27 protein-coding genes, 1 tRNA gene and 1 other RNA gene are annotated in these 25,944 nt (G+C 67.1%); 14 read left to right on the forward strand and 15 right to left on the reverse strand.

From position 1 onward, the window contains the following. The first annotated feature begins 90 nt into the window (after positions 1–90). Entirely contained in the window at positions 91–765 is a 675-nt protein-coding gene (locus tag G6N66_RS25295; protein ID WP_085235795.1) for a TetR/AcrR family transcriptional regulator, read from the forward strand. Here G6N66_RS25295 and G6N66_RS25300 read toward each other — a convergent pair. The 5 genes from G6N66_RS25300 to ffs form a co-directional block, all read right to left on the reverse strand. Continuing rightward, entirely contained in the window at positions 692–2,242 is a 1,551-nt protein-coding gene (locus G6N66_RS25300; protein WP_085235794.1) for an MFS transporter, read from the reverse strand. The genes G6N66_RS25295 and G6N66_RS25300 overlap by 74 nt on opposite strands. A 24-nt stretch (positions 2,243–2,266) precedes the next feature. Then, positions 2,267–3,295 carry a zinc-dependent alcohol dehydrogenase gene (locus tag G6N66_RS25305; protein WP_085235793.1) on the reverse strand — a complete coding sequence of 343 codons (1,029 nt, stop codon included), beginning with the start codon at positions 3,293–3,295 and terminating at the stop codon, positions 2,267–2,269. Positions 3,296–3,428: 133 nt separating this feature from the next. After that, a complete protein-coding gene (locus G6N66_RS25310) occupies positions 3,429–5,225 on the reverse strand; it encodes a DNA polymerase III subunits gamma/tau (RefSeq protein WP_085235792.1) in 1,797 nt (598 codons plus the stop codon). A gap of 167 nt (positions 5,226–5,392) precedes the next feature. Further along, the gene (locus G6N66_RS25315; RefSeq protein ID WP_139825492.1) at positions 5,393–6,670 is read right to left on the reverse strand and encodes an aminotransferase class I/II-fold pyridoxal phosphate-dependent enzyme; all 1,278 of its coding nucleotides are present in this window, start codon (positions 6,668–6,670) and stop codon (positions 5,393–5,395) included. Between the two features lie 89 nt (positions 6,671–6,759). Further along, positions 6,760–6,854, reverse strand: an RNA gene (gene ffs / locus G6N66_RS25320) — signal recognition particle sRNA small type. A 90-nt stretch (positions 6,855–6,944) separates the two neighbouring features. Between ffs and G6N66_RS25325 the strand changes: the two genes are divergently transcribed. Next, positions 6,945–7,030, forward strand: a tRNA-Ser gene (locus tag G6N66_RS25325). A 91-nt stretch (positions 7,031–7,121) separates the two neighbouring features. Beyond that, positions 7,122–7,895 carry a hypothetical protein gene (locus G6N66_RS25330; RefSeq protein ID WP_085235790.1) on the forward strand — a complete coding sequence of 258 codons (774 nt, stop codon included), beginning with the start codon at positions 7,122–7,124 and terminating at the stop codon, positions 7,893–7,895. A 17-nt stretch (positions 7,896–7,912) separates the two neighbouring features. Here G6N66_RS25330 and G6N66_RS25335 read toward each other — a convergent pair whose 3' ends face one another. After that, on the reverse strand, positions 7,913–8,665 hold the full coding sequence (locus G6N66_RS25335) for an enoyl-CoA hydratase/isomerase family protein (protein WP_232079414.1): 753 nt from the start codon (positions 8,663–8,665) through the stop codon (positions 7,913–7,915). Positions 8,666–8,714: 49 nt separating this feature from the next. Further along, positions 8,715–9,095 carry a hypothetical protein gene (locus G6N66_RS25340; protein ID WP_085235788.1) on the reverse strand — a complete coding sequence of 127 codons (381 nt, stop codon included), beginning with the start codon at positions 9,093–9,095 and terminating at the stop codon, positions 8,715–8,717. A gap of 137 nt (positions 9,096–9,232) precedes the next feature. Between G6N66_RS25340 and G6N66_RS25345 the strand changes: the two genes are divergently transcribed. The 3 genes from G6N66_RS25345 (at position 9,233) to G6N66_RS25355 (ending at position 12,884) form a co-directional block, all read left to right on the forward strand. Next, positions 9,233–9,715, forward strand: a complete 483-nt coding sequence (locus tag G6N66_RS25345; RefSeq protein ID WP_179968317.1) for a lipoprotein LpqH — start codon at positions 9,233–9,235, stop codon at positions 9,713–9,715. Between the two features lie 83 nt (positions 9,716–9,798). Beyond that, positions 9,799–11,529, forward strand: coding sequence for an ATP-binding protein (locus tag G6N66_RS25350; RefSeq protein WP_085235805.1), 1,731 nt, complete (start codon positions 9,799–9,801; stop codon positions 11,527–11,529). Further along, positions 11,526–12,884, forward strand: a complete 1,359-nt coding sequence (locus G6N66_RS25355) for a CHAT domain-containing protein (protein WP_085235786.1) — start codon at positions 11,526–11,528, stop codon at positions 12,882–12,884. Before G6N66_RS25350 ends, G6N66_RS25355 begins: the two co-directional genes overlap by 4 nt. Here G6N66_RS25355 and G6N66_RS25360 read toward each other — a convergent pair. Further along, on the reverse strand, positions 12,876–13,292 hold the full coding sequence (locus G6N66_RS25360; RefSeq protein WP_232079415.1) for a hypothetical protein: 417 nt from the start codon (positions 13,290–13,292) through the stop codon (positions 12,876–12,878). The two genes, G6N66_RS25355 and G6N66_RS25360, sit on opposite strands and share 9 nt — an antisense overlap. Before the next feature lie 84 nt (positions 13,293–13,376). On the opposite strand from G6N66_RS25360, the gene G6N66_RS25365 reads away from it, so the two are divergent. From G6N66_RS25365 to G6N66_RS25380, 4 genes are read left to right on the forward strand one after another with little or no spacing between them, the layout of a single operon-like run. After that, positions 13,377–14,711 carry a hypothetical protein gene (locus tag G6N66_RS25365; RefSeq protein WP_085235785.1) on the forward strand — a complete coding sequence of 445 codons (1,335 nt, stop codon included), beginning with the start codon at positions 13,377–13,379 and terminating at the stop codon, positions 14,709–14,711. Beyond that, positions 14,708–15,841 carry a hypothetical protein gene (locus G6N66_RS25370; RefSeq protein WP_085235784.1) on the forward strand — a complete coding sequence of 378 codons (1,134 nt, stop codon included), beginning with the start codon at positions 14,708–14,710 and terminating at the stop codon, positions 15,839–15,841. The genes G6N66_RS25365 and G6N66_RS25370 overlap by 4 nt, the downstream gene beginning before the upstream one ends. A gap of 29 nt (positions 15,842–15,870) precedes the next feature. Then, positions 15,871–16,929: an NAD(P)H-dependent amine dehydrogenase family protein gene (locus G6N66_RS25375; RefSeq protein WP_085235783.1), complete on the forward strand. Its 1,059-nt coding sequence runs from the start codon at positions 15,871–15,873 to the stop codon at positions 16,927–16,929. 38 nt (positions 16,930–16,967) lie between these two features. Next, on the forward strand, positions 16,968–17,603 hold the full coding sequence (locus tag G6N66_RS25380) for a cutinase family protein (RefSeq protein ID WP_139825489.1): 636 nt from the start codon (positions 16,968–16,970) through the stop codon (positions 17,601–17,603). Between the two features lie 2 nt (positions 17,604–17,605). Here the strand turns inward: G6N66_RS25380 and lipL are convergent, their stop codons facing one another. Beyond that, entirely contained in the window at positions 17,606–18,889 is a 1,284-nt protein-coding gene (gene lipL, locus G6N66_RS25385; protein ID WP_085235782.1) for an esterase/beta-lactamase LipL, read from the reverse strand. Between the two features lie 89 nt (positions 18,890–18,978). Between lipL and G6N66_RS25390 the strand changes: the two genes are divergently transcribed. The 3 genes from G6N66_RS25390 (at position 18,979) to G6N66_RS25400 (ending at position 21,042) form a co-directional block, all read left to right on the forward strand. Continuing rightward, positions 18,979–19,152 (forward strand): CsbD family protein, encoded by a 174-nt coding sequence (locus G6N66_RS25390; protein WP_085235781.1) that lies wholly within the window; start codon positions 18,979–18,981, stop codon positions 19,150–19,152. 154 nt (positions 19,153–19,306) lie between these two features. Then, positions 19,307–20,032 carry a cutinase family protein gene (locus tag G6N66_RS25395; RefSeq protein WP_085235780.1) on the forward strand — a complete coding sequence of 242 codons (726 nt, stop codon included), beginning with the start codon at positions 19,307–19,309 and terminating at the stop codon, positions 20,030–20,032. A gap of 23 nt (positions 20,033–20,055) precedes the next feature. After that, complete coding sequence (locus G6N66_RS25400; protein WP_085235779.1) at positions 20,056–21,042, forward strand: SDR family NAD(P)-dependent oxidoreductase; 987 nt, start codon at positions 20,056–20,058, stop codon at positions 21,040–21,042. Here the strand turns inward: G6N66_RS25400 and G6N66_RS30180 are convergent. From G6N66_RS30180 to G6N66_RS25410, 3 genes are all read right to left on the reverse strand, one after another. Beyond that, on the reverse strand, positions 21,039–21,173 hold the full coding sequence (locus G6N66_RS30180; RefSeq protein WP_263990375.1) for a hypothetical protein: 135 nt from the start codon (positions 21,171–21,173) through the stop codon (positions 21,039–21,041). The two genes, G6N66_RS25400 and G6N66_RS30180, sit on opposite strands and share 4 nt — an antisense overlap. Positions 21,174–21,266: 93 nt before the next feature. Continuing rightward, on the reverse strand, positions 21,267–22,052 hold the full coding sequence (locus G6N66_RS25405; RefSeq protein WP_085235778.1) for an SDR family NAD(P)-dependent oxidoreductase: 786 nt from the start codon (positions 22,050–22,052) through the stop codon (positions 21,267–21,269). A 10-nt stretch (positions 22,053–22,062) separates the two neighbouring features. Continuing rightward, the gene (locus G6N66_RS25410) at positions 22,063–22,764 is read right to left on the reverse strand and encodes a sensor domain-containing protein (RefSeq protein ID WP_085235777.1); all 702 of its coding nucleotides are present in this window, start codon (positions 22,762–22,764) and stop codon (positions 22,063–22,065) included. A 184-nt stretch (positions 22,765–22,948) separates the two neighbouring features. On the opposite strand from G6N66_RS25410, the gene G6N66_RS25415 reads away from it, so the two are divergent. After that, positions 22,949–23,227 (forward strand): GlsB/YeaQ/YmgE family stress response membrane protein, encoded by a 279-nt coding sequence (locus G6N66_RS25415; RefSeq protein WP_085235776.1) that lies wholly within the window; start codon positions 22,949–22,951, stop codon positions 23,225–23,227. A gap of 58 nt (positions 23,228–23,285) precedes the next feature. On the opposite strand, the gene G6N66_RS25420 is transcribed toward G6N66_RS25415, so the two are convergent. From G6N66_RS25420 to G6N66_RS25430, 3 genes are read right to left on the reverse strand one after another with little or no spacing between them, the layout of a single operon-like run. Continuing rightward, positions 23,286–23,672 (reverse strand): PPOX class F420-dependent oxidoreductase, encoded by a 387-nt coding sequence (locus tag G6N66_RS25420; RefSeq protein WP_085235775.1) that lies wholly within the window; start codon positions 23,670–23,672, stop codon positions 23,286–23,288. Between the two features lie 54 nt (positions 23,673–23,726). Next, positions 23,727–25,178, reverse strand: a complete 1,452-nt coding sequence (locus tag G6N66_RS25425) for an aldehyde dehydrogenase (RefSeq protein WP_085235774.1) — start codon at positions 25,176–25,178, stop codon at positions 23,727–23,729. Between the two features lie 8 nt (positions 25,179–25,186). Beyond that, positions 25,187–25,897 (reverse strand): SDR family NAD(P)-dependent oxidoreductase, encoded by a 711-nt coding sequence (locus G6N66_RS25430; RefSeq protein WP_085235773.1) that lies wholly within the window; start codon positions 25,895–25,897, stop codon positions 25,187–25,189. Positions 25,898–25,944: the final 47 nt, after the last annotated feature.

Below are 25,944 nucleotides of genomic sequence, written 5' to 3' on the forward strand. Positions count from 1 at the left end.
CCAACACGGCCTCTATGCTTAAAGGAATAGCCTAGTTCCTTTTGCGAGGGGTTTGGTGTTGATCATTTCGCTGTGCGAGGTTCGGTTCTGATGGCATCCCGGAGCGCATCAGACGACACCACCCGGCCGCAGCGGCGGCCCGCCTCGGTCAGTCCGGGCCGCCCACCCAACTCCGAGCTGGAGGCGCGCCGCGGCCGCATGCTGGAGGCCGCCGCGACGGAGTTTCTGTCTCGCGGCTACGCCGACGCCAGCATCGCGCGCATGGCCCGCGCCGCAGGCATGTCTAACAAGACGTTCTACGCCCGCTTCCCCAACAAGGACGCACTGCTGCTCGAGGTGGCCGGGGAGCTGGCCTCGGCCTCGCTGAATGCCGCGGTCGGGGCGGTGGCCGACGCCCAGGCAGATCCGGAACACGGCTTGCTGGCATTCGGGCTGCAGATCGCGCGGGGCTGGCAGTCGCCCTGGGTCGTGGGTCTGTACCGGCTGGTGATTGCCGAGGCGCCCCGGTTTCCGGAGCTGGCTGGGATGTATCACACCACCATGGCGCAGCTGCGCACCGCACTGTCCGATTACATGCGCGAACAAGCCAAGCGGGGTGCTCTCGACATTGTTGACCCCGACTCCGCGGCCCGCCAGTTCGGCATGCTCAGCTTCGGTGAGGTTCGGGAGCGGGCGTTGCTCGGGGAACCGTTCACCGACGAACAGCTTCAGGCGATCGTGCGGCGCGGCGTGCGGGTGTTTCTGCATGGCTACGCCCGCCGGTAACCCGCCCTTTCGCCGAGGCGATACATGACCTCGCGCTCTCGTCGGCGGGAAGGATGAATACCAACACGAAGGCCACGACGCTCAGGGAGGCGCTTACCGCCATGGCCGCGGTAGCGCTGTGAGCGAAGGCCAACGCGACGCTGTTGGGTACGCGGTCAAAGTGAAGCGTGCCGAACAGTACGGTGCTGGCGACGGCGGTACCGATCGAGCTGCCTACGCGCTGCGTGGTGCAGATGATCCCGCTGGCTGCCCCGGCATCGGCCGGCTCGACCGTGGCGACGATGAAATCGAGGTTCGCAGCGATGAATATGCCATTGCCCGCACCGGCAACCAGCAGCGGCACCGCTAGCTGCCAGCCGCTGTAGCAGGCCGCCGGGGTCACGGCCAGAACCAGCCACGCCGCGCTCATGCCAACGGCGACAAGCCCCAGCGCGATAACGAGCGCGCCACGACCGAACCGTGCCGCGAAGGCGGCGCTGCGAGCCGCCCCGACGACGATGCCGACCGCGAAAGGCATTACCACCAAACCGGATTGGAGTGCGCTGTGACTGAGCCCCGCCTGCCACAACATCGCGATGGTGAAGAAAATGCTCATGAAGGCCGCGAAGTCGACCAAGCCGACAAGCACGCCACCGGCGAACGATCGATGTTTGAACAACCGTGGCGGCACCACCGGAGTGCCACCGCGGTTTTCGACTCGACGTTGCCACCGCACGAACACCACGATCGTGACGACCGCGGCGGCAAGCGACAGGTAGGTCCATACCGGCCAACCCAGCTGCTGCCCCTCGATCAGAGCTGCCAGCAGCGCGACCAGCCCGGCCGAAAGCAAACCAAGTCCCGGCCAGTCCGCGGAGAAGGCGCGAGGATCGGCCCGCCCGGGAAGCAGCCGCAGCGCGGCGGCGACGGCGAGCACCCCGATCGGGATGTTGATCGCGAACACCAGCCGCCACCCCACGCCAGGGCCGAAGGCCTGAATGATCAGACCGCCGGCCAGCGGGCCGCAAGCCATGGAAACCCCGATCGTCGCGGCCCTGAGCGAGAAGGCCCGTCCCCGTTGCCGATCGACGAACATCAACTGGATCAACGCGTTGATCGGCGTGTAAAACAGGCCGCCGGCGAGTCCCTGCACCGCGCGGGCGGCGACGAGCTGCGCGTCCTCCTGCGCCAGCCCGCACGCGAGGCTGGCGAGCGTGAATAACGACAGGCCACCGATGAACACCCACTTGTGTCCGATCCGGTCACCGATCCTGCCGGCGGGAATCAACGCCAGGCCGAACGCGAGCGCGTAACCCGAAACGATCCACGACAGCGTGGCATTCGACGCCCCAATGCTGGTGCGGATGGTGGGGACGGCGACATTGACGATGGTGCTGTCCAGCAGCGCCATGAAGGCGCCGGCGAGCAGTACCGCCAACGCCAGCCAATCATGGCCAGTGGCAGTATGTTTCGAGCTCTGCCCAATAGTGACGGTCATCTCTGTCCGCTCCCGTTCTGATTGTCAGACATAGGCGTTGGCAACCCGGCGGAAGTGGTCGTTCCGCCCGCGAACAGAGCCCGAGTGACAGAAGCGTTCGGTGTGCATCAAGCCGGGAGACAGGAAGGTTTTGAAGTGCTCACCGATCTCCTCGGCGGCAAACACCTCGGCGAAGTCCTCCAACGGGTGGGTGTTGCCCAGCAGGTCGCCAATCTCGTTGCGGGCCAAGAACTCCAGCGATTGATGGAACTTCCCGTACGACACCGCCTCGAAACGGAGCTCTTTGCGAAGGGCAGCGGTGAGATCGATTTCCACCGGGTTTGGCGGCCGGCTCTTGAGGATGATCCGCCCGCCGGGGCGCAGGATCCGGATCAACTCGTCGAAAGCCTCACGGGTGGGCAGGGTTTCGACAGCGAAGTCGTAGGCATCCGTTTCCAGCCACATCGATTCGTCCATCCCGTGCATCTCGACGTCCGGAAAGCCCACCGTCGACAGGACGCGTTTGGTCAGCCCCGCGATCCGGTTGTCGCCGAAGACCAGGCCACGCTCTCCGGGTTGGATGCCGGCCTTCAGCACCGCCAGCGAGGCGCACACCGGCTCGGCGTAGGCGCCTTCCCTAAACGAGAGCGAGTCGGGCAGGTGGTAGACCACCTGAGCGGGCACCGCAATGTGCTCGGCGAAGGCTCCGTGTCGGCTCAACCCGAGGAATTGAGGGCGTGCACAGCATTCCGCCATGCCGCTCGCGCACCGAGGGCAACTGTCGCAGGGGATCGCGGGCATTGCGGCTACCCGGTCCCCGGGAACAAACCCGTGGACCTCGGATCCGACGGAGGCGACAACGCCGGCGAACTCGTGCCCAAGAATCACCGGGTCTGCGCACGGAAGCTTCCCCTGCGCGACGTAGATATCGGTGCGGCACACTCCTGCGACTTCGACGCGGACCAGGACGTCCCACGGACCGGGTTCGGGCACGGCGACCCAGGACAGCTGCACCGAACGTCCTTGTTTGAGAACTGCGCGCATCCGGCTGGGCACTGCGGTCACAAACGACATGGGTTTCTCCTCCCAGGAGTGGGGACCCGATGGGGCGCCGCTGTCACACTCGCCATATCATTAAAGGAACATTATTGTTCCTTTGTCAAGGATCAGTTCGATACCGCAGTTTCCGATGACGTCCGCGGCCGCGCTAGCCGCCGTCGATGCGGCGGGCGCCCAGCTCGTTCTGCAGCAACTCGAGCGCGACCTCTTCGGGATCGCGCCGCGGCGCCGACGACTCCTGGTGCCCGGCCTCGGCGAGCATGTGTTCCTCTTCGTCGCGGCGCGCCGAGTCGTCGACGGGCTGCGCTGCAGGGTCTTCCTGCCGGGCCGGCGGGGGGGTGCTCACCGCCGGTGCCTCTTCGCCGACGTCGCACCGCACCCGCCAGCTGACCCCGAGCGCGTCCTTGAGCGCCTCGGCGATCACATCGGCATTGCGCTGTTCACAGAGCCGCTTGGCCAGGGGCGCCGAGCTATGGGTCAGCACCAACGTGTTGCCCTCCAGCGCCCGGACCGTGGCGCCGGCCAGCATCACCTCGGTTGTGCGGCTGCGTTGGCGCACCTTGTCGCGCACCGTCGGCCACATCGTCCCCACCGCTGCCGCGTTGAGATCGCCTGGGGACGAAGCACTTTCGGGTCCAGCGGCGGGCGCGGGGGCTGGCTGGGGCGCCGGCGGTGGTGCCGCGACGGGTTCGGGGGCCGCCTTCGGCGGGGGCGCGGGGGCCTCCTTGCGCGGCCGGACCGGCGGGGCCGCGGGGCGAGCCGGCGGGGCGGCCTCGTCGGCCGGTATCGAAACATTCAGCCGGGTCTCGATCCGTTCGATGCGTTGCAGCAGCGCCGATTCGGCATCGGAAGCCGACGGCAGCAGCAGTCGCGCGCAGACCACCTCGAGCAGCAGCCGCGGGGCGGTGGCACCGCGCATTTCACCCAGCCCGGCCTGCACCACCTCGGCGTAGCGCGTCAGGGTCGCCGGCCCGATCCGCGCCGCCTGTTCGCGCATCCGCTCCAGCACATCCTCGGGCGCGTCCACGACGCCACGTGACGCCGCATCGGGAACCGCCTGCAGCACGATGAGGTCGCGGAACCGCTCCAGCAGGTCGATGCCGAAGCGCCGCGGGTCGTGCCCGGCGTCGATCACGGACTCGACCGCGCCGAACAGCGCCGCGGCGTCGCCTGCGCCCAGGGCATCGACCGCCTCGTCGATCAGCGCGACGTCGGTGGCGCCCAGTAACCCCAGTGCCCGCTGATAGGTGACGTGATCGTCGTCGGCGCCGGCGACCAACTGGTCCAGCACCGAAAGGGCGTCCCGCGGCGAACCACCGCCGGCACGGATCACCAGCGGATACACCGCATCGTCGACGACGACGCCCTCCTGCTCGCAGATCCGCGCGATCAACGACCGCATGGTGCGCGGCGGCAGCAGCCGGAACGGATAGTGATGGGTGCGCGACCGGATCGTCGGCAACACCTTCTCCGGCTCGGTGGTCGCGAAGATGAAGATGAGGTGCTCGGGCGGCTCCTCCACGATCTTGAGCAGCGCGTTGAACCCCGCGGTGGTCACCATGTGCGCCTCGTCGACGATGAACACCCGGTAGCGCGACTGCGCGGGCGCGTAGAACGCGCGGTCGCGCAGTTCGCGGGTGTCGTCGACCCCGCCGTGGCTGGCGGCGTCGAGCTCCACCACGTCGATGCTGCCCGGCGCATTGGGCGCCAACGCCGTACAGGAATCGCACACCCCGCACGGTGTCGCCGTCGGCCCCTGGGCGCAGTTCAACGACCGCGCCAGGATGCGCGCCGACGACGTCTTTCCGCAGCCACGCGGCCCGGAGAACAAGTACGCGTGGTTGATCCGGCCGGCGTTCAGCGCGATCGACAGCGGTTCGGTGACGTGCTCCTGCCCCACCACTTCTGCGAAGGTTGCCGGTCGATATTTGCGGTAGAGGGCCACGGACAGCCAGGCTACTCAGGCCCGGTGACGACTGCCCGGCTGGTCATCGAGCGTGCGTGCACCCTCGACGCGGCAGGCCGTCGAAACTGCACTCAGCGCGCGATTCCGCGCGAAAAGTGACTCTCACCGCAGTTTCGGCGCGGAGTGTGGACCGCCGTCACGGCATATCACGCCGAGGCCAGCAGCGACTCGGAAGCCGCCAGCAGCGCGCAGGTCGCCAGCCCGTCAACCGCATTGCGCAGGTCCGGCACCGACGGGTAGGTGGGCGCGATCCGAATGTTCTTGTCCTCCGGGTCTTTCCGATAGGGGAACGACGCGCCCGCCTCGGTGACCGCGATACCGGCGTCCTTGGCCAACGCGACGGTCCGCCGGGCGGTGCCGGGCAACACGTCGAGGCTGATGAAGTAGCCGCCCTTGGGTTCGGTCCAGGACGCGATCTTGGAGTCGGTGAGGCGTTGGTCCAGGATCTCGAGGGCCAGCGCGAATTTCGGGGCCAAGATCTGCTGGTGGCGCCGCATCTGCAGGCGCACCCCTTCGGCGTCACCGAAGAAGCGCAGGTGCCGGAGCTGGTTGACCTTGTCCGGGCCGATCGACTTCTTCCCGGCGTACTGCAGATACCAGGCGATGTTGCCCAGCGAGCCGCCCAAAAAGCTGACGCCGGCGCCGGCGAACGTGATCTTGGAGGTGGACGCGAAAACGTAGGGCCGGTTGGGGTTGCCGGCCTTGTCGGCCAGCCCGAGGACGTCGACCTGGCGGACGAATTCGTGCGTCAGCGTGTGCACCGCGTACGCGTTGTCCCAGAACAACCGGAAGTCGGGCGCCGCGGTCCGCATCTGGACCAGCCGGCGAACGGTTTCCCAGGAGTAGGTCACCCCGGTGGGGTTGCCGAACACCGGGACCGTCCACATCCCCTTGATCGCGGGGTCGGCGGCGACCAGTTCCTCGATCAGATCGACGTCCGGGCCGTCGTGCAGCATCGGCACCGGGATCATCTCGATGCCCAGCGTCTCGGTGATGGCGAAATGCCGGTCGTAGCCCGGGACCGGGCAGAGGAACTTGACGCTCGGCTCGTCCTTCCAGGGACGCGTCGAGTCCACGCCGCCGTACAGCATCGAGAACACGACGAGATCGTGCATCAGCTCCAGGCTGGAGTTGTTGCCGGCGATCAGGTTCTGCACCGGGATGCCCAGCAGCTCGGCGAAGATGGCCCGCAGTCCTGGCAGACCATGCAGGCCGCCGTAGTTGCGGGTGTCGGTGCCCTCCTCGTCGCGGTAGTCGTCGCCCGGCAGGCTCAACAACTGGTTGGACAGGTCGAGCTGTTCGGTGCACGGCTTGCCGCGAGTCAAGTCCAGCGCCAGCTTCATGGCCTGCAGCTGCACATAATCCTGCTGGTGGCGGGCATGCACAGCGGCCAACTCGTCGGGGGTGAGGGAATCGAGCGACACCATGTTTCTAGTGGGGCCCCTTTCGGGCAATTTGTGGCGCGACTTGGCGGCGATATCCGAGCCTGGTGCAGCGGATCGCCACCATCAAACTAAGGGGACCCCGCGCACCCGACAGAGCCCATTGACCCTTGCTGCCTTCCGGCCCTGGGGGAGTTCACAGGATAGACGCCGCGCGGGGTCCACGGCGAGTCTAATACCTGGGTTCGACCAACGTCGGCGGCCACGAGACAACGGGGCGCGAGTCAGCCGGCTGCCCAACGGTTACCATTGCCACGGAGGATTCGCCTAGTGGCCTATGGCGCTCGCCTGGAACGCGGGTTGGGTTAACAGCCCTCGCGGGTTCAAATCCCGCATCCTCCGCAACGAGTCCGCCGCGCGGACCAACATGATGGTTGGGAATCGAGCTGGCCGCCTTTAGGCTGGCGTGAACTCAACCAGCACGAGGAGGGGTATGGGGCGCAAGATCGCCGTGCCGTGGCACCTGCTGTTCTCCCTCGTCGCCGGCGCCCTGTACTTCTATTTCGTGTTGCCCCGTTGGCATGAGCTACTGGGCGACACCTCGCACGCGCTGGGTACGGCGATGCGGATCGTGGCGGGTGCCCTGATCGGGCTGGCCGCGCTGCCGGTGGTGTTCACGCTGTTGCGTACCCGCAAGCCCGAGCTGGGCACCCCGCAGCTGGCGCTGTCGCTGCGGACCTGGTCGATCGTGGCCCACGTGCTGGCCGGTGTGCTGATCGTCGGCACCGCGATCAGCGAGATCTGGGTCAGCCTGGATGCCGCCGGACAGTATCTGTTTGCCATTTACGGCGGCGCCGCCGCGATCGCGGTCCTCGGGATTTTCGCCTTCTACCTGTCGTTTGTCGCCGAACTTCCGCCGCCACCGCCGAAACCGATCAAGGCGAAGAAACCCAAACAGCGTCGCGTCGGCCGCCGCAAGAAGCGCGACGAGACCGAAGAGGCCGATGCGGCCGCCGGCGAGTCCGACGAGTCCGAAGAGACCGAAGAGGCCTACGCGGCGGAAGCTGAGACCGTCGAGGCCGAGGTCGGCGAGCCCGACGAAACGTCGGAGCCGGCAGAGGAGACGGCCGAAGCCGCCACGGAGCCCGAGGCCGAGGAGGCCCAGGGCGGATTGCGGAACCGCCGCCCAGCGGGGAAGGCATCGCATCGGATGCGTCGCAGGACCACCCGGGGCACGGTCACCTTGGACGAACCGCGACCGGAGTGAGCCAGCTATGAGCGGGGTCAGCGGCGCCGCAGGTTTTCCATCGAGTCGGCGATGCGCCGTCGGGTGTCCTCGGAACCCCACGATCGGCTGACTTCGCGGTCGATCTCGCCGCCCGCGTGCATCCGCGCCACGGTGGGTGCGCGCAGCTGAGCTTTCGTGTGGGCGTAGGCCTCGGCCGAGATGCCGCCCAAATCCGACGCCTCCGCCAGGGCCGCCTGGAGAAGATCGTCGGCGACGACGCGGTGCGCAAGCCCGCTGGAGACGGCGTCGTCGCCCCGATAGAGGCCGCCGCCAAGCAGCACCTCCTCGGCATGGCGTCCGCACGCGTACCGCATCACCTCCAGCGCGGCCGCCGGGAACGGCACGCCGACGCGAACCTCGGATGCCCCGATCTTGGCGTCGGGGGTGATGAGGCGGCGGTCGCACGCGCACGCGAGCACGCACCCACCCGCGATGGCGGCACCGTTGATCGCAGCCACCGTCGGTCCGGGATAACAGAACAACGCCTCGAACGCGTCGGACAGCGCCGGGATCAGCCGATCGGTGTAATCAGCCCCGCCCTGCAGCACCCGGTCGAGCTCCACGCCGGCGGAGAACACCTTGCCGGCGCCGGTGACAACCAGCGCCCCGGCGCCGGAGCCCCGCAGCTCGCGAACCGCATCGGTGAACTCTTGCAGTGCCTCGACATCGAGGGCGTTGACGCGCCCCGATGACACGGTCAATAGCTGCACCGTCACTGCCTCGGCCGTCACAGCCTCGATCTCAATCACAGAGACACTCAAGCATTGAGCGCACTGGGCCCTGCGCCAGGGGCTCCCATTACCGGGCCGACGACACGAGCACGACGGGGATGTCGGTGTTTTCGTCGGTGTAGTAGCTGGCGCACACGCGGTGATAACCGTCGGCGATCTGCAGCGGCACGCCGGTCGCATAGTCACCGCGGATCAACAGGATCGGCGATAGCGCCTGCCCCTTTTTGATCTTCGCGAGATCGGCGACGACATGGGGATTCTCATTGGGCAGCAGGGTCAGCTGCGCTGCCCGGAGAATGTCCTTGGCCTTCTTGTGCACGATGGTCCCGGCCTGCAACTTCTCGGTCAACTGCTTGACGATGTGCGGCTCCGCGAGCATGTCCAGGTAATCGGACGCGGCCGGAAAGTCATGGGGCTCAGGCTCTTCCAGCCATTTCACCTTGGCCATCGGCGATCTCCCTTCGTGGCCCTGCCCAGGCGTCACGTCGATCGCAGCCTACCGGGTGGACCAGAAAATTGGGATCGGTAGCGGGCCGGCCGGTCTCTACTGACTCTCATTACGCCGCCAACCGGGCGGTGACATGAATGGAAGGAAGTCCAGTGAAACGTCTTCTCGCGACTGCGATTGGAGCCATTGGCTGTGCGTCGACACTGATGGCATGCTCGAGCGGCGGCCACGCGGCCGGTCCGGCGTCCAGTGTTTCCACCGGCGGCGGGGGCGCGCAGGTTCTGGTGGGCGGCAGCGCCCTGGCGGGCCTGGACCCGGCCACGGTGACCTGCGTCAAGCAGGGCGGCAAGATCAACATCGGTAGCGGATCCACGGCCGGCCAGCAGGCATTGGCGGTCGTGATGACCGACGAGGCCACCCCGCAGGTGCAGTCGCTGGCGATGGTGGTCGACGGCAACGCGCTGTCGGTCAGCAACATGGGCGCAAAGGTCGGTTCGGCCAAAGTCTCCGTCGATGGCAAGACCTACACCATCACCGGTCAGGCGCAGGGCGCTGACATGAAGAACCCGATGGCCGGGATGATCACCAAGGACTTCAACATCAAGGTGACGTGCGGCTGATCGGTTCGACGCCGGGCGGCGGACGTGACTCACTCACGCGTCCGCCGCTCCGGTTTGCCCCGCAGCGGACTTATGATGCAGCCGTGTCGATCTCTGGCGAGTTGGAGCGCGCTCGTCGCCTGATTTTCGCCGCCGACGAGGTCGCGGCCCGGGACCTGTTGATGTCGCTGGTACCGCAGATCGTCGACGCCGACCGAGACGATCTCATGCTGGAAGTCTTTGCGCAGCTTGGTGAGATCTATCTGGTTCGGGGCGCGAGTGACGCCGCGCGAGAGTTCGTCGGGCGCATCCGCGACTGCCTGGCCATCTATTTGGAGATGGCCGCCGGCGCGATGCCGAACGCCGCCGCGCAAGTACGGATGTCGGGCGCCGAAGTGGCGCAGATGGTCTGCCGATACTCACGGCGGGCCCAATTCCTGGAAATCGGTCTGTCCGCGGCACAGGGCGACCACGAAGGAGCCGAGGCGGCGCTGACGGCCCTGGGCGATGTCGACACGGGGGCGGAGTTTCCTGCCCTCGCCGACGAGCACGCGTTCCTGCTCACCTATGCGCGGGTTCTCTGCGCGACTGCGCTCTGCGACGACGACCTGCATCTGCGGTCGGTGCCGTTGTGGACACAGGTGCTCGCCGCCGTCGACCGCGCTCAGCAGGGCGACGAGGCGGCCGACTTTCTTCGGGTGCTCGCGGCCACCGGGTACGGCAGATTCTGCGTCGAGACCGGCAGGTTGACGGAGGCCGAGCCGTGGCTACGCCGCGCTCAGGCCCGCGCGTCGGCGAACGGATGGGAACTAGCCTCTGCCAGAGCACAATTGGAACGGGCCGCGATGAACTGGTCGGCGCGCGACCGCGCGGCAACCGAACGCCTGGTCTCCGAGGCCCATCCCGTCATCTCGCGATACGACCGCGGCCACGACATGGCACGCTGCTGGCTTTATCTCGGCCTGACCCGATTGGCGGTGGGTGGTCTCGAGGCCGCCGACCAATGCTGGAGGCACGCCGAGCGATGCTGGCGAAAGCTCGGTAGGCCGCTGCCCATGCATCGCATTCTGTTGCAGCGCAGCTGGATTGCAATATTTCGAGGGCGCTTCGACGAAGCGGTCGAGCTGATCGCCCAGGCCCGGGAGTGGCTCGACTCGTCACCCCGCAGCAGTTGGCTGCAGTACGCGCAACTCGACAATCACCTGGGAACCGTCTGGCGGGCCGATGCATTGACCGACCTTGGTTTCGACGCGGCCGGTGACCCCTCCGATACGTTGGAGGAAGTCGAAGCCAGACAGGCCACCTCACTCGGCATCATCCGGGCCGAGGTCGACAGCCCGGAGTTCCGGCGTGCGGCAGCCAAACTCGAGCAGGCCGCCGAGCTCAAGGTGCCGGCAGCGCTGGCCGTCGACTCGGTCCGGTATTCGATCGCCGACGCCGACGCCAGATCGCGTTGGGCCACTTACATTTCGGCGCCCATTCTGGCCGGAGCCTTCGCCGTCGCCCAGGAGTGGGAAAACACCGAGTTGATCAGCGAGCTGGTGGAATATCACAGTGCGCGCGGCACTTTCAGCAATGAGCCGCAACACCAAGAGGCTAGCGACTGGGCATCAACCGCGACTGCGCCCGTTCTCGTCGACGCTGAAGACCCTGCGCTGTCCGCCGCCGGGCCGGCACCAGGCGGCCAAGCGACGCTGACTCGGCTCGGCCCGTTGCCGCCGTTGCGGATGCAGCCGGATGCGCCGCCGATCCTGAGTCACTACCGAGCGCTGGCGTTGCAGCGCTATGGCCGCGACGTCACGGCCGCCGAACCCGTCTGGTCGACTTGGCCGTGAACAACGCGGACCGGCTGACCCTGGTCCTGCGATTCGCCGACGTCGGGATCGCCACCTACGCCAGTTTGCGGGTGGTCGGCCAACCGTCGCGCACCGTGACCTGGGTCGTCGAAGAACCACTTTTGCTCGCCGCCCTGCAAGAGTTGGATGATGCGTTGCCGGAGCCTCGCGAATCCGAGAGCCGCCGCGACGCGATCGAACGGGCCTTGACCAGAGGGCCTTTCGCCACGCCACCCACCGAACTGACGGTCGCATACATCCTGGGTGTGCTGCTCATCGCGTCGCCCGCGTGGCAGCTGTTGACCGAGTGCACGGCTTCGCCGCGCGCGCTGCTGTTCGTCTCCCCCAGCGCCCGGCTGGCCCGGGTGCCGTGGGGACTGTTGGCGCTGCCGAAGTCGGGTCCGACCACAGAAGAATTGGTGCGCGCCCGCGCGGAGTCCATCACCCTGTCAGGCGTATCACCCGCCCGAATCCCCTGGCAGCTAGCCGATATCAACGACCACACCGACGGCTATCGGCTCATGGAGATGGTCGACGTGTTGATGGCGGTGCCGCAGAACATCGTGCACTCGCCGCGAAGACCGGCCAGCTGGGGCGCCAGACAAGACGGTCCTGTTCTGCTGATCCTCGACCCCCGGGTGCCGGGGCAGCTCCCGGACTCCGCGCTCGGCTCGGTGCTTGGCAGGCCCACTGCGCACTCCCGGTTGGCGCAGCACTTCGCCGAATTGATGCAACGCCACCCGGTGCTACCGAGTGTCCAGGCGGCTGTCGAGCTCTTCCGGCGCCAAGACGCTGACCGAAACTGGTTGGCCCAGTTGCTCACCCAGCAGCCAAGCCGGCTGATGTATGTCGGACACGCCAGCTCCGCCGACGGCTCCGCCGATCGGGCGGCACTGCACCTCGCCTGCACCGCGGGAATTCCCGGAGATGCCAATCCCATTGGGGACCATCGCCCGCTGACGGCGGCGGACCTGATGACGATGCGGTTGCCGATGCCGCCCCGGGTGGCCCTGCTGGCCTGCGCGTCGGGCGGGGACTACCGGTTCGACGAGGCGACCGGCCTGGTGGCGGCGATGATCCTGGGCGGCGCGCAGCTGGTGACCGCCACGTTGTGGTCGCTGCCCACCACGGCGGCCTATCGGCGATTTGCCGCGCCCGACGGTCCCGCCGGCGAGGCCGATCCGATGGCCGAGGTCGTCGTCGCGGTCGATCGCGCCCACGACGACCACGATGGGGGGTGCGCGGTCAATCGCTGGCAGCGCGAACAGATGCGGCGGTGGCGCGATGGTGACGTCACCGCCAGCCCGCTGTATTGGGGTGCGTTGGTCACGTTTGCCGTCGACGGTTCACGTTGAGCACACATCCGCGGCCCGAACGGCCAATATGTCGTCGGGCAATGAAAGCTGTTCGGGGGCATCAGGATCGAACGCGACCAAGAGGATGGCGCCGGGACGCAACCATGACGCGACCGGATCGCTGCCACCATGAACCAGCCGGCCGATGAACCTCTCGCCGTGCACGCTGGTCACCTCAACGGTGATCTGGCGGTCACCGGCGGCGCACACCGTGCCCACGCCGACCGTCCGGCCTTCGGCTGGCCTTTCGGCGGGCCCGAACACCAGCCAGCCGACCACGACCAATGCCACCCCCACACAGGAAACGCCGATCAACGTGTTCCACAAATCTTGAAAAGCGAGGAACAGCACGGCGGTTGCCAATAGGACGATCTCCGCACCGCCCAGCAGCAGCGTGGGCTTCTTCATGCGACCAGACTCGCTGCGCCGGTCGGCTACCGAACCCAACTTTTTCGATGTCTAATTTTTGGCCATGCCCCTATCCTTTTGACCATGAACGCGGGATCGCCGGCGACGGCGTACATGGCTGGGGCCGTCGCCGGCCACCCGCGCCGGGCGGTGATCGAGCAGGCATGGCGGGCAATCGGTCCCGGCGTCGACGTGCTCAGTAGCGACGATGGCGGCCCACTCAGCCGCACGGTCAAGCGGATCATCGATCCGTTGGTGCTGCGCCTGCGCACAAATCCGCAGTATTCGCTTCCCGTCGTCACACCCGAAGCGGCCGCGGCGATGCACGACCTGATCGTGCGCAGCGGCCCCGAATTGTGCGCCGCCGCAGCATGGTTCGAGACGCTCAAACTCGAGCGCCGCCGGCTGCGAATTCGCACCGGAAACGCGCAGGAATTGTATTTCCCGGTTTGCTTCGAGCTCGCGGTGACCAAGGGCGCGCCGACGCCCGACGATCACCAAACTGCGGTCGACGTGCTGCAGGATATCCACCAGGGTCGGGATCGCACCGCGATCGAGGTGCTCCAGCAGTACATCGCCAGCCCGGATGTCGTCGCGATGCTGGCCGATCAGCTCGACCGCAGTTGGCGCGACGTGCGGGCCGGCGACACCGCCACCGGTCCGTTCCTGGCCGGGCTCGGCACGGTGCTCGGACCCGCGACCGGCAACCGGCACAACGCCGCCACAGCGCGCCAGCAAGTCTGGTCCGCCATGATCGCCGACGCCACGCCGTACAACCTGGGCGCGCTGGCCCGCGTAGACGGCGCGGAGCTACCCTGGTCGATCGTCGAGCTTGGGCTCAGTTCGGTTGCGCCGCAACAACAGCCGAAGGTGCACGGGGATTCCGACAGCGACCGCCCACTGGACCGCAGCGTGGTGGATCGGGTGCGTTCGACATTGCGCCGTGCCCTGGACCGCGACGCGCTGCCCGACATGCCGCTGCTCTGCGAGGAAGAGGTCGATCGGGCTGCCGCCCCCTGGGGCCTGCTGAGCGAGGACAAGCAGGCCACGCTGGTGGCCGGCATCGAGGTCGCGGTCGAGCTGGCACCGCTGGACCGCTCCATCGCCAGCCGCTACGCATTGGCGGCGCAGATCCAGGCCCGGCTGCGCAAGGAGGCCTACGTCCTGCACGCGCGGCGGTACCTGGCCGAGGATGGCCCCATCCATCCGCGCCAACAACAGGTGATCGACGACCTCGTCGCGTACCCGCAGCCGTACCTGAGTCGGCTGTGGGCGCGCCTGCACGGACGCGACGTTCGGCAGGAACCCTGCGACGACATCGACGACGTGCGCTCCCTACTTGAGGGCGTGGCCAGGTCGGTGAGCCTCGATCACCGCCAACGCATCAAGGCGATGCTGGAATTGCAGGCAGCCGGATGAGATTGATCACCGATTCGGGGCTTTGGGTCGCGGGCGAAGAAACCGAGGCGCCCCCGCTGGCCGCGGTGGTGGAAGTCAGCGGTGCGGTGCTGTCCTGGACCATCGACGGCCCGCCGGATGCCACCCGCATCACGCTGACCGATCCTTCCCGCGCCGACTGGATGTGGCGGGTTCTCGGCGCCGACGGGCACGTCGCATTGGCATCTGCCGTCGATTCGGCGGCGCGCAGCATCGAGCTCACCGGGGTCGACATCGCTCCCGGGTCGGTGGCCCCGCTGCGCAGGCTTGCCCTGGGCCATTGGCTGCAGCGCTGGTGGCCGGCCAGTCGACGTGACGGCGTCCCCGCGCTTGACCGCGCTCTGCTCGACGTCGAGGTCGCGCTGCTGACCGTCGGGGCGCAGGGCTTCTTCACCGACGACACCCTGGATTCGGACGTGGCCGAACTACTGCGGCCGCACGCGACGGCGCTGATCGTGCACGTACGCGACGACGATGCGCGCATCAGGGACTTGGTGCGCGCGGGCGTCGAGCTCGGCGACGAGCTGGGCATCGACGGTAGCGGTTGGGCCGAACTTGCAGCGGCCGTTGATGATTCGGGTGTCGTTGTGGACCTTCCGACCGGACGCCGCGACGACTACGCGCTGGCGGCCGGTGCCGATGACGGAGCCGACCGGGGTGCGCAGGGCGCTGCCCCGATAGCGCGCGGCGTGGCGTCCATCAAATGGAGCGGGGTCCCGGCGCGGATATTCGACGCCGCCGAGGACACCGTCGACTGGTATGTCGAGGCGACCGGCACCGCGGTGGTGGCCGCCGTCCGCGCCGCCGTCATCGGGCCCGACCCCGCGACCGGTGTCACGGTGCTGGTGCGATCCGGCGCCCTCAGCGCAACCGGGGCCCTGGACGCCGACGGCCATGCCACCCTGCCCTTGTTCGATGCCCAGCAGCGGCCGCTCACGGAATCGGCGGCCTGGGACCACGATTGGGCGGGCACGTCGGTGATCGTCGGCGCCGAGGCGTCCGAGTCGCGCGAGGCGCGGGAGCGGGTCCGGCGCTGGGCGCGCGCACGCCTGAATCAACCGTCAGACGACACCTACCTGGCCGAGATCCTGGCCGGCGAATCCAGCTACTGAGCCCGGACCCCTTCCCCTATGCTGAGCGAGTGCCAAACACCTATCGCGTAGTGCAGTGGAATACCGGAAACGTCGGCAAGAGCTCGTTGCAGTCGATCGTCGACAGCCCCACCTTCGAGCTGGTGGGCTGTTATGCCTGGTCGCAAGAGAAGGTGGGCCGCGACGCCGGCGAGCTGGTCGGGATTCCGTCGGTGGGCGTCGCCGCCACCAATGACGTCGATGCGCTGCTCGCGCTGAAACCGGACTGCGTGGTCTACAACCCGATGTGGATCGACGTCGACGAGCTGGTGCGCATCCTGTCCGCGGGCGTCAACGTGGTGACCACGGCGTCCTTCATCACCGGGCACAACCTGGGCGAGGGCCGCGACCGGATCATCGAGGCCTGCGAGAAGGGCGGTTCGACGATCTTCGGATCCGGCGTCAGCCCCGGCTTCGCCGAGTTGCTGGCCATCGTGTCCAGCATGGTGTGCAACCGAGTCGACAAGGTCACCGTCAACGAAGCCGCGGACACCACGTTCTACGACTCGCCGGACACCGAAAAGCCGGTCGGCTTCGGTCAGCCGATCGATCACCCGGAGCTGCAGCAGATGGCGGCCAAGGGCACCGCCATCTTCGGCGAGGCCGTGCGCCTGGTGGCCGACGCGCTCGGCGTCGAGCTCGACGAGGTGCGCTGCGTCGCCGAGTTCGCCCAAACGACAGCCGATCTCGAAATGGCGTCGTGGACGATCCCGGCCGGGCACGTCGCGGGCACCTACATCAGCTGGCAGGGAATCGTCGACGGCAAGACGGTCATCGACCTCAACGTGCGCTGGCGCAAGGGCCAGACCCTCGACCCCGACTGGAAGATCGAGCAGGACGGCTGGGTCATCCAGGTCGACGGTCAGCCGACGGTGACCACCAAGGTCGGCTTCCTGCCGCCGCCGTATTTCCAGGCCGAGACGCTCGAAGACTTCATGGCGCTGGGGCACATCATGACCGCGGTGCCGCCCATCAATGCGATCCCGGCCGTCGTCGCCGCGCCGCCCGGCATCGTCACCTACAACGACCTTCCGCTGACGCTGTCCCGGGGCTGGGTGCCGAGAAACTGACCCGGCGCGTCTCAGGTCGATGTGTCAGCATTAGCGCCATGAACGCCTCTCGCATCGGCCGCATCCTCGGCGCTGCGTTCGCGATGATGTCGGCGCTGCTGCTCGGCCCAATGAGCCGCCCGGCGCACGCCGACCCGTGTCCCAACGTCGAAGTGACGTTCGCCCGGGGCACCGGCGGACCTTCCGGTGGCCTCGGCAGGGTGGGCGATGCCTTCGTCGATTCGCTGCGATCCCAGATCGGCGGGCGGTCGATGAATGTCTACTCGGTGAACTACCCCGCGACCTTCCAATTCGCCCAGAGCGCGCCCATCGGCGCCCAGGACGCCACCGCTCACGTCCAGGACATGGCCGGGCGCTGCCCCAATACCAGACAGGTGCTTGGCGGAATGTCGCAGGGCGCGGGCGTCATCGACATGGCCTCCACCATGATTTCGCCGGAGGCGGCCGACCATGTCGCCGCCGTCGCCCTCTTCGGCAATCCGAAAAGCATGCTGGCCACGGCCGTCTCGGGTGGTTTCCCCGACATCAGCCCGCTTTTCGCGCCGAAGACCATCGACATGTGCGCCCCGGACGATCCGGCATGTTCTGGCGGCTTCAATCCCCAGGCTCACGGTTCCTACGCCGAGTCCGGCATGACGACCCAAGCGGCAACGTTCGTCGCGGCCCGACTGTAAAGCTAACTTCGCGCGGCCGCCTTTTGCCGCGCGGGCTTGGGATAGGCGGCGCCGAGCGCAGGCACCTGGAGCGGACCCTGGTGACGGGCGGCTTCGATGGCATTGCGCAGCGGGCGGGCAAGTCCCGCAAAGGATCCCATGTCGAACAGCAACGGCGTCAGGAGCCGGTTGTGGATGAATCCGAACGAGCTGCCGGCCTCCGGGTCGGCCCAGCCGAGGGTTCCGCCCAGACCGACGTGACCGAACCCGCGAAGTAGCCCGGGAACCGGCGTTTCGTGGTAGCCGAGGTGAAAAGGCATGGGCACCACCATGTTCGCGTCCGGCCACTTGCGCCGCGCCTCGCCCGTCAAGCCGCGCACCAAGTCTTCCGATAGGTACTTCTTGCCGTCGATGCGGCCGTCGTTGGCCAGCACCCCGTACATCTTGGCCAAGCCGCGGCCGGTCACCACGCCGTTGGCGCCCGGCACCTCACCGTCTAAGAACGGGGTGTCATCTTTGATCAGCGAGATGACACCGGGGAAGTACATCGCCCCGAGCGCACCCGAGAACGGCAGACCGGCCACCTTGGGCGCGATGAAGTTGAACACCGGGGTGCGCAGCCTGCCGTGCGGGATCAGGATCTGCGCGGCCTCGGTCGGCGAGTCCTCGGGAGGCCGACCGAGATGCACGCCGTCGGTGTTGAGCGGGCGCGCGACCTCCTGGCGGAAAAGCTCGCGCATGCCCTTGCCGGTCACCGCGCGCGCCAGGCCGGACAGCAGCCAGCCGTAGGTCAGCGCGTGATAGGCCTGCACGCCGCGCAGATGGTCGACGGGCGCGGCGGCCAGCCGTTCCTCCATCAGGAGGTGATCCATCAGCTCGGTCTTGGTGACGCCCCGAAGATGCGACAACCCGGACCGATGCCGCAAGACATCCCGAACGGTGATGTCGGCCTTGTCGTTGGCCGCGAACTCCGGCCAGTATTCGGCGACGGGTTTGTCGTAGGACAGCAGGCCCCGGTCGGCCAACCGATGGATCACGGTCGAGGCGACACCCTTGGTCGCCGAGAACACCATTGCGCCGGTGTCGGCGGTCCAGGACATGGTGCCGGCCCGGTCGGACCATCCGGTCCAGACGTCGACGACCGGCTGCCCGTCGATGTAGACGCAGAGGGCTCCGCCGCCGAAGCGGCGTCCGGGAAACAGCTGTCCGAATAGCTTGACGACGTTGGCGAAACGCGGGTCGGCGGCACCGGACACCCCGCGCGGCAAACCATCGTCGGTGACCAGCAGCGTTGCCGGAGCCTTCACGCCACGAACGTATCACCGAGGCCGGTTTGACGATTCCGTTTGGTCGGGTACTCAGCCCCAACGTTTGCCAATCGAAAGGGTGATAGCGCATGAGTGCCGAAGACAAACTGAAGAACAAGATCGAAGACCTCGGCGGCAAGGCCAAAGAGGCCCTGGGCAAGGCCACCGGCGATAACGACACCAGGAACGAGGGCAGGGCAGATCAGGCCAAGTCCAGCCTGAAGGATGCCGGCGAGAAGGTGAAAGACGCCTTTAAAAAGTAACCGCGTCGCGCCGACCCGCCATTAACCAGCAAGCCCGGGGCGGGCTTTCTGGTTGAAGGGTGAACCTTTTGGCAATCCGTACCGTCATCAGCGCCGAATGAAAGTTATCGGGCGACGTGAATCGATGCCGGCGCGACACAGGTGGGGTAAGAGCATGGACTTCCGCAGATTGATCCACGTCAGAGGGGTGCGCCGACTGGCCGGCGTCGCGAGTTTGGCCGCGACGCTGGCCATGTCGGCGCTATTGGGCGCATCTGTGGCTCCCGTAGCGTCGGCCGATCCCTGTCCGGATGTCGAGGTGGTCTTCGCGCGCGGCTCCGGGGAGCCACCGGGGCTCGGCAGCGTCGGAGGGCCCTTCGTCGACGCACTGCGCTCGCAGATCGGATCCAGAACGCTGGGGGTGTATCCGGTCAATTACCCCGCCAGCACCGACTTTTCCAGTGGGGTCGCCTTCGCCATGACCGTCATCGACGGCATTCGTGACGCCGGCAACCACATCGAGTCGATGGCGTCGAACTGCCCTAAGACCCGAGAGGTGCTCGGCGGCTACTCTCAGGGCGCCGCCCTCGCCGGTTACGTCACGTCGGCCGCCGTGCCGCCGGGCGTGCCCGCGGAAGCCGTGCCGCAGCCGATGCCGCCGGAGGTCGCCAACCACGTCGCCGCGGTCACGCTTTTCGGAACGCCGTCGGCTCAGTTCCTGCAGCAGTACGGGGCGCCGCCGATCACGATCGGGCCGCTGTACCAGCCCAAGACCCTGGAGCTGTGCGCCCAGGGCGACGCGATCTGCGAATCCGTGGGAACCCCGGGCCTGGCGCACGCCCTCTACGCCGTGAACGGCATGACGGGGCAAGCCGCGAGCTACGCCGCCAGTCACCTCTGATCGCGGCGGACGATAATGGCGCCATGCGTGTTCTGGTTACCGGGGGGACGGGATTCGTAGGCGGGTGGACCGCCAAAGCCATCGCCGACGCGGGTCATTCCGTCAAGTTCCTGGTGCGAAATCCCGCACGGCTCCAGACATCGGTCGCCCAATTGGGGGTTGACACTTCGGATTTCGCCGTCGGAGACATCTCGGATCGGCTGTCGGTGCGCGAGGCGTTGCAGGGATGCGACGCCGTGGTTCACAGCGCCGCCTTGGTCGCGACCGACCCGCGCGAAACCGCCCGGATGCTGAGCACCAACATGTCGGGCGCGCAGAACGTCCTCGGACAAGCCGTCGAACTGGGACTCGATCCGATCATTCACGTGTCGAGCTTCACGGCGCTTTTTCATCCGAACTTGGAGACGTTGCGGGCGGACCTGCCCGTGGTCGGCGGGACCGACGGGTACGGACAATCCAAGGCCCAGGTCGAGATCTATGCCCGCGGCCTGCAAGACGCCGGCGCACCGGTGAACATCACCTATCCGGGCATGGTGCTCGGCCCACCGGTCGGCGACCAATTCGGTGAGGCCGGCGAGGGCGTCCGATCGCTGTTGGGTTTGCACGTCGTTCCCGGCCGCGGCGCGGCATGGTTGATCGTCGACGCGCGCGACGTGGCGGCCTTGCATGTGGCGCTGTTGGAGCCGGGGCGCGGGCCACGCCGCTACATGGCGGGGGGCCGCCGGATTCCGGTGGGTGAGCTGGCGAGCCTGTTCGGCGAGATCGCCGAGACACCGATGCTGGCGGTTCCGGTGCCCGACACCGTGATTCGCGCCGCGGGCGCGGTCCTGGACCGAGCGACACCGTTTCTGCCGTTCGACACGCCCATCACCTCGGCGGGGATGCAGTACTACACGCAGATGCCGTCGTCGGACGACTCGCCGAGCGAACAAGAACTCGGGATCACCTATCGCGATCCCCGCGAAACCGTGGCCGATACTGTCGCGGCCATTCGCAGCATGAGCAGCTAGTCCGGCTCGGAAGCTTCCGGCGGTTCGGTCGGCGGCGGATTATCCAGCCACCTCTTCAACCGAAGCAGTCCGTTGACGACGATGCCAATCCCCAAGAGCACCAGCGTCGTCACCACAATCGCTGTGGTCACGGGCTTTTCACGCTCCGAACGAAGCCGAGCACGACAAGCGGCCTGCCGCGCATTGCCCGACCGCGAAACCGCTGAGTCATTGGCCAAGCCTAATCACAGGGTGTCGACGAAGCCGCCGTCGATGCGGTAGTCGGATCCGGTGGTGTTGCCGGCGCGGTCGCTGGCCAGGAACACGACGAGGTCGGCGACCTGTTCCGGGGTGGTGAAACGACCCGTCGGAGTGCTGTTTTGGATCATCGCCCGGACCTCGTCGGCACTCTGTCCGGTGGCCGCTCCGAACCCGTCGGCCGCCCTGCCCTCGTCCGTCCACAATCCGGTCGACACCGGGCCCGGGCTCACGGAATTTACCCGAATGTTCTTCGCCGCCAGCTCTTTTGACAATGTCTTCATGAGGTTGGTGACGGCAGCCTTGGTGGCGCTGTAGTCATAGATCTGCGTGAGCGGCAGATAGGCATTGACCGAGCCGACGATCACGATCGAGCCGCCGCCACGCCTCTCCATCTCCGGCAGTGCGGCTCGGGTGGGCCGCACGATGGCCATCACGTTGATGTCCCAGGACGCCTGCCATTCGTCGTCGGTGATGCTGGCGAACCCGCCGGGACGGATGGAGGCAACGCCAATGTTGTTGACCAGAACGTCGATCCCGCCACGGTGCGCAGCCGCAGCGATCAGTTCTTCAGCGGCATCGGGTTGGGACAGGTCGACGGACACGAACGACACCTGCCCGGTCTCCTCGAGCGCCGGCAGCTCATCGCCCCGCGTCCGCGCCCCGGCCACCACGTGCGCGCCCGCCTCGACGAGCGCCTTGGTCACCGCAAGGCCGATACCCTTGCTCGCCCCGGTGACGACGGCCGTCTTTCCCGACAGATGCAGATCCATGTGCGTGACGCTACGCGGGCACCTTCGCTGCGATCTGGCCGGCGATGTCGACCGCGGAGTTCTTCGGGTCCACGCTGCACGTATTTGCGTCGACGACGACGTTGTTCTTCACGGTGAGCGCCCGTGCGCAAGCTTTCCAGCCCGTGGCCGGAGGGTCCTGCAGCGTCGAGGTCGTGCTTAGAACGCCGTTGCTGTTGGTTATCGCCGCCACGGTCCAATGGGTCTTGGACTGGACGTGGGTGTAGTCATGGCAGCCCTGCCACTGCTGGGCGGACGCGGTGAAGAACTCGCCGGCCTGCTTGGCGGTGGGGAACAGCACCACCGCCTGCTCGGCGAAATGGCTGAGGTTATTACCCTCCTGCCGGTTGAGTGTCTGGTCGCGCACGGCCATGAAGCCGCTATTGGCATAGACCTGGGCCTGGGCCGAACCGTCGATGGCCAAGCACTCCCTGGGCGTCATCGTGGCGCTGTCATCGGGCAGGGCGTCGCGGTTGTTCGTGACTTTCATGTCGGTCGTGCCCAGGACGGCGTTGATCTGCTCGGGGCTCAGCAGGAATCCCTTCAGCGCACTCTCGACCACAGGGGGCGGCGCCTTCGGGGTGGTTGTCGAAGTGGTGGTCGTCGTTTTCGTTCCTTGCACGGCTTGATGACACCCGCCGGTGAGCATGCCGACGACGGCGACTAGGACTACTGCGGCGATCGACTGACGCATGATGACATCCCCGTTCCGGCGTGCCCGGCGGGAGCCCGGGATCCGTACCAAGGATTATCGCGCGTCCCGGCGCAGCGATTGAAGATCAACTCGGGTGTTATAAGACCGCCAGTTCAGGGAATCCCGTTCCAGACGGCGTCGAGCCCGGGCGCCTCTTCGACAGGAACCTAGAACAGGAGCTGCAATGATTGGATCAATAGTGCTCGCCATCATCGTGGGTGCGGTCATCGGTTTGGTGGCGCGCCTCGTCATGCCGGGCAAGCAAAACGTCGGCATGGTGATGACAATCGTGCTCGGTGCCCTCGGTGGCTTGATCGGTTCGTGGATCACGAGCCAGTTCGGATACCACAACGCCAACGGCGGCATCGCCTGGATCCCGTTCTTCGTCGGGGTCGGCGTCGCCGTGGTCCTCATCGCGATCTGGGAGACCGTCAGCGGTCGCCGTTCCGGTACCCGGGTCTAGCTACACAGCCGACGCTTCGGGCCCGCTTATGCGGCGGGACCGAAGCGTCGGTTCGTTTCTAGGCGGCCGGCTTGATCTCGAGTCCGACGTGCACCTTGTCGACGCCGCCGCGCAAGATCGAGTGCACATAGAACCACGGGGCGTGATACCAGTACCGCTTGAGCACGGCGTTGTAGACGCGCCGCGTCTCCGACTTGGGCAACACCCGCGCGACGGCCTCGACCTCACCGCTCTTGGGCTTGCCCAATGCGGCGCTCTTGGCGATCGTCACCCGCGGAGTGTTGTTGATGCGCTTGGTTTTCCACGACCCGTCGTCGGTGATCACCAGCAGCTTGTCACCGTCGGGCACACCCCAGATCGGTGTGGGCTTGGGGCGCCCGTCCTTGGTGAAGGTGGTCAACAGCAGGTACTTGGACTGGATGACGTCCGTGAAACTGGGTGCCATGCACCCCAATATCCCCGATGCTTAAGAAGCTTAAACACAATGCGGCCGCGAGGCTCACGGCCCCGCGGTGGATATCGACTGGCTCACCGTGTAGCTGTCGATTCCCTCCATCCCCAGTTCGCGGCCGTAGCCGCTGTTTTTGACACCGCCGAACGGGGCGGCGGGGTCCATGATGTAGCCCTCGTTGACGCCGAACGTCCCGGACCGCACTCGCGCCGCGACGTCATACCCACGCTCGACGTCGGAGGTGAACACCGAGCCGGCCAGCCCGTACTCGGAGTCGTTGGCGATCCGCAGCGCCTCGTCCTCGTCGCGGTAGGAAATGACCGTCAGCACCGGACCGAAGATCTCTTCCCGGGCAATCCGCATGTCATTGTGCGCGTCGGCGAACAGCGTCGGCCGCACGTACCAGCCCGTGTCGAGACCGTCGGGCATCTCGGCGCCGCCGGTCACCAGGCGCGCACCTTCGCTGCGGCCCGATTCGATGTAGCCGCGGACCCGCTCCTGCTGACGCTGCGCCACCAGCGGACCGATCTGGGTGTTCGGGTCGGATGGGTCGCCGACCGTCATCGACTCCATCGCGGCAGCCAACGCGTCCACGAACGCGCCCTTGCGGTCCTCGGGTACCAGGATCCGACTCAGCGCGTTGCAGACCTGACCGCTGTTGGCGAGGCTGGCCATCTGAATGCCGGCGGCGGTGGCAGCCGGGTCCGCATCATCGAGGACGATGGCCGCGGACTTTCCCCCCAGTTCCAGGCTCGCTTGCTTGAGGCCCGCGGCGCAGGCACGGGCCACCTCGCGACCGGCCGCTGTGGACCCGGTGAAAGAGACCTTGTCGACGCCGGTGTGACTCACCAGCTGTTCACCCACATCGCGGCCGCCGGGAACGACGTTAACGACACCCGGCGGAAGGTCAGCTGCCGCAACGATTTCCGCGAGCAACTGTGCATCGAGCACCGATTCCGGCGCGGGTTTGAGCACCACGGAACACCCTGCCAACAGCGCCGGGGCGACCTTGGTGACGGTGAGAAACTGCGGCATGTTCCACGGCACCACCGCGGCGACGACTCCCACCGGCTGCTTCACGATCCGAATGTTCTTGCCGTACAAGCCCGGACGTTCCTGCTGCCAGTGGTAGTCACCCGCGAAAGCGCAGAACGCCTGCAGCATGGTGAGCGGCAGGCGGACCTGCGCCATCTTGGCAAAGCTGATGGGAGCGCCGATTTCGGCCGAGATCAGCGCGGCCATGTCGGCCCGTCGTTCCTTGTAAATGCCGGCCAGCCGGTTGACTGCCTCGATGCGTTCGGCGGGTTGCATGTGGGGCCACGGTCCGCTGTCGAAGGCCGCCCGGGCGGCCTCGACGGCGCGATTCACATCGGCGGGACCCGCGATTGCCGCGTGACCGATGACCTGCTCGCTGTGCGGCGATATCACCGAGATGGCGGCATCCGGGGACTCCGGCGCCGTCCACTTCCCGTCGATGAACAGTTGGTCCCGTTCGTACATCCCGCTCCTCAGGTATTGCGGCCGCCGTTGACGCCCAGGATTTGTCCGGTGATGTATCCGGCCTCCTCGGAGACAAAGAAGGCGCACGCGGCGGCGATGTCTTCGGGGCGGCCCACCCGGCGCACCGGGGTGCGATTGATGTGGTCCTCCACCGTGCCGCCGAGCAGCTGCCGCTGTTCGGCGCTGCGCAGCATCGGCGTGTCGACGAAGCCGGGCGGTACGGCGTTGACGGTGATCCCCGATGGCCCGTACTCCAGCGCCAGCGACTTGGTCAGGCCGTTGACCGCCGACTTCGCCGCCACGTAGTGCGCCATGAACGGCTGTCCTGAATGGGTGCTCGACGACGAGATGTTGACGATGCGTCCCCAGCCCTCTTGGACCATGTCCGGCAGCACGGCCTGGATGGTGTGGAACACGCCGTTCAGGTTCACGTCGATGACCCTGGACCACTCCTCGAAGGTCATGTTGGAGAACTTTTTGAAGCCCTCCACTCCGGCCGCATTGACCAGCACGAGGATCGGGCCGAATTCGTCCCGGATCGCGGCGATCGCGGTGTCGACCTGCGCGCGGTCGGTGACGTCGGCGACGTGACCGAAGCCGTCATCGGTGGGCGTCACATCGAGGACAGCCACCCGAAATCCGTCGCTGCGCAAACGTTCGGCGACGGCGCGGCCAATCCCTGACGCACCCCCGGTCACGACCGCCGTCTTCGCGCCCAACCCGCACACCCACCTTCCTGAGCGATCGCCCAAACGATTCGCACATG

Source organism: Mycobacterium conspicuum (assembly GCF_010730195.1).
Lineage (GTDB): Bacteria > Actinomycetota > Actinomycetes > Mycobacteriales > Mycobacteriaceae > Mycobacterium > Mycobacterium conspicuum.

Excerpts from the sequence above, each read along its gene's own strand:
- G6N66_RS25295 (WP_085235795.1), top strand. The coding sequence starts at position 91 with ATGGCATCCCGGAGCGCATCAGACGACACCACCCGGCCGCAGCGGCGG.
- G6N66_RS25300 (WP_085235794.1), bottom strand. The coding sequence starts at position 2,242 with ATGACCGTCACTATTGGGCAGAGCTCGAAACATACTGCCACTGGCCAT.
- G6N66_RS25305 (WP_085235793.1), bottom strand. The coding sequence starts at position 3,295 with ATGTCGTTTGTGACCGCAGTGCCCAGCCGGATGCGCGCAGTTCTCAAA.
- G6N66_RS25330 (WP_085235790.1), top strand. The coding sequence starts at position 7,122 with ATGGGGCGCAAGATCGCCGTGCCGTGGCACCTGCTGTTCTCCCTCGTC.
- G6N66_RS25340 (WP_085235788.1), bottom strand. The coding sequence starts at position 9,095 with ATGGCCAAGGTGAAATGGCTGGAAGAGCCTGAGCCCCATGACTTTCCG.
- G6N66_RS25345 (WP_179968317.1), top strand. The coding sequence starts at position 9,233 with ATGGAAGGAAGTCCAGTGAAACGTCTTCTCGCGACTGCGATTGGAGCC.
- G6N66_RS25360 (WP_232079415.1), bottom strand. The coding sequence starts at position 13,292 with ATGAAGAAGCCCACGCTGCTGCTGGGCGGTGCGGAGATCGTCCTATTG.
- G6N66_RS25365 (WP_085235785.1), top strand. The coding sequence starts at position 13,377 with ATGAACGCGGGATCGCCGGCGACGGCGTACATGGCTGGGGCCGTCGCC.
- G6N66_RS25370 (WP_085235784.1), top strand. The coding sequence starts at position 14,708 with ATGAGATTGATCACCGATTCGGGGCTTTGGGTCGCGGGCGAAGAAACC.
- G6N66_RS25380 (WP_139825489.1), top strand. The coding sequence starts at position 16,968 with ATGAACGCCTCTCGCATCGGCCGCATCCTCGGCGCTGCGTTCGCGATG.
- G6N66_RS25390 (WP_085235781.1), top strand. The coding sequence starts at position 18,979 with ATGAGTGCCGAAGACAAACTGAAGAACAAGATCGAAGACCTCGGCGGC.
- G6N66_RS25395 (WP_085235780.1), top strand. The coding sequence starts at position 19,307 with ATGGACTTCCGCAGATTGATCCACGTCAGAGGGGTGCGCCGACTGGCC.
- G6N66_RS25400 (WP_085235779.1), top strand. The coding sequence starts at position 20,056 with ATGCGTGTTCTGGTTACCGGGGGGACGGGATTCGTAGGCGGGTGGACC.
- G6N66_RS25405 (WP_085235778.1), bottom strand. The coding sequence starts at position 22,052 with ATGGATCTGCATCTGTCGGGAAAGACGGCCGTCGTCACCGGGGCGAGC.
- G6N66_RS25410 (WP_085235777.1), bottom strand. The coding sequence starts at position 22,764 with ATGCGTCAGTCGATCGCCGCAGTAGTCCTAGTCGCCGTCGTCGGCATG.
- G6N66_RS25415 (WP_085235776.1), top strand. The coding sequence starts at position 22,949 with ATGATTGGATCAATAGTGCTCGCCATCATCGTGGGTGCGGTCATCGGT.
- G6N66_RS25420 (WP_085235775.1), bottom strand. The coding sequence starts at position 23,672 with ATGGCACCCAGTTTCACGGACGTCATCCAGTCCAAGTACCTGCTGTTG.
- G6N66_RS25425 (WP_085235774.1), bottom strand. The coding sequence starts at position 25,178 with ATGTACGAACGGGACCAACTGTTCATCGACGGGAAGTGGACGGCGCCG.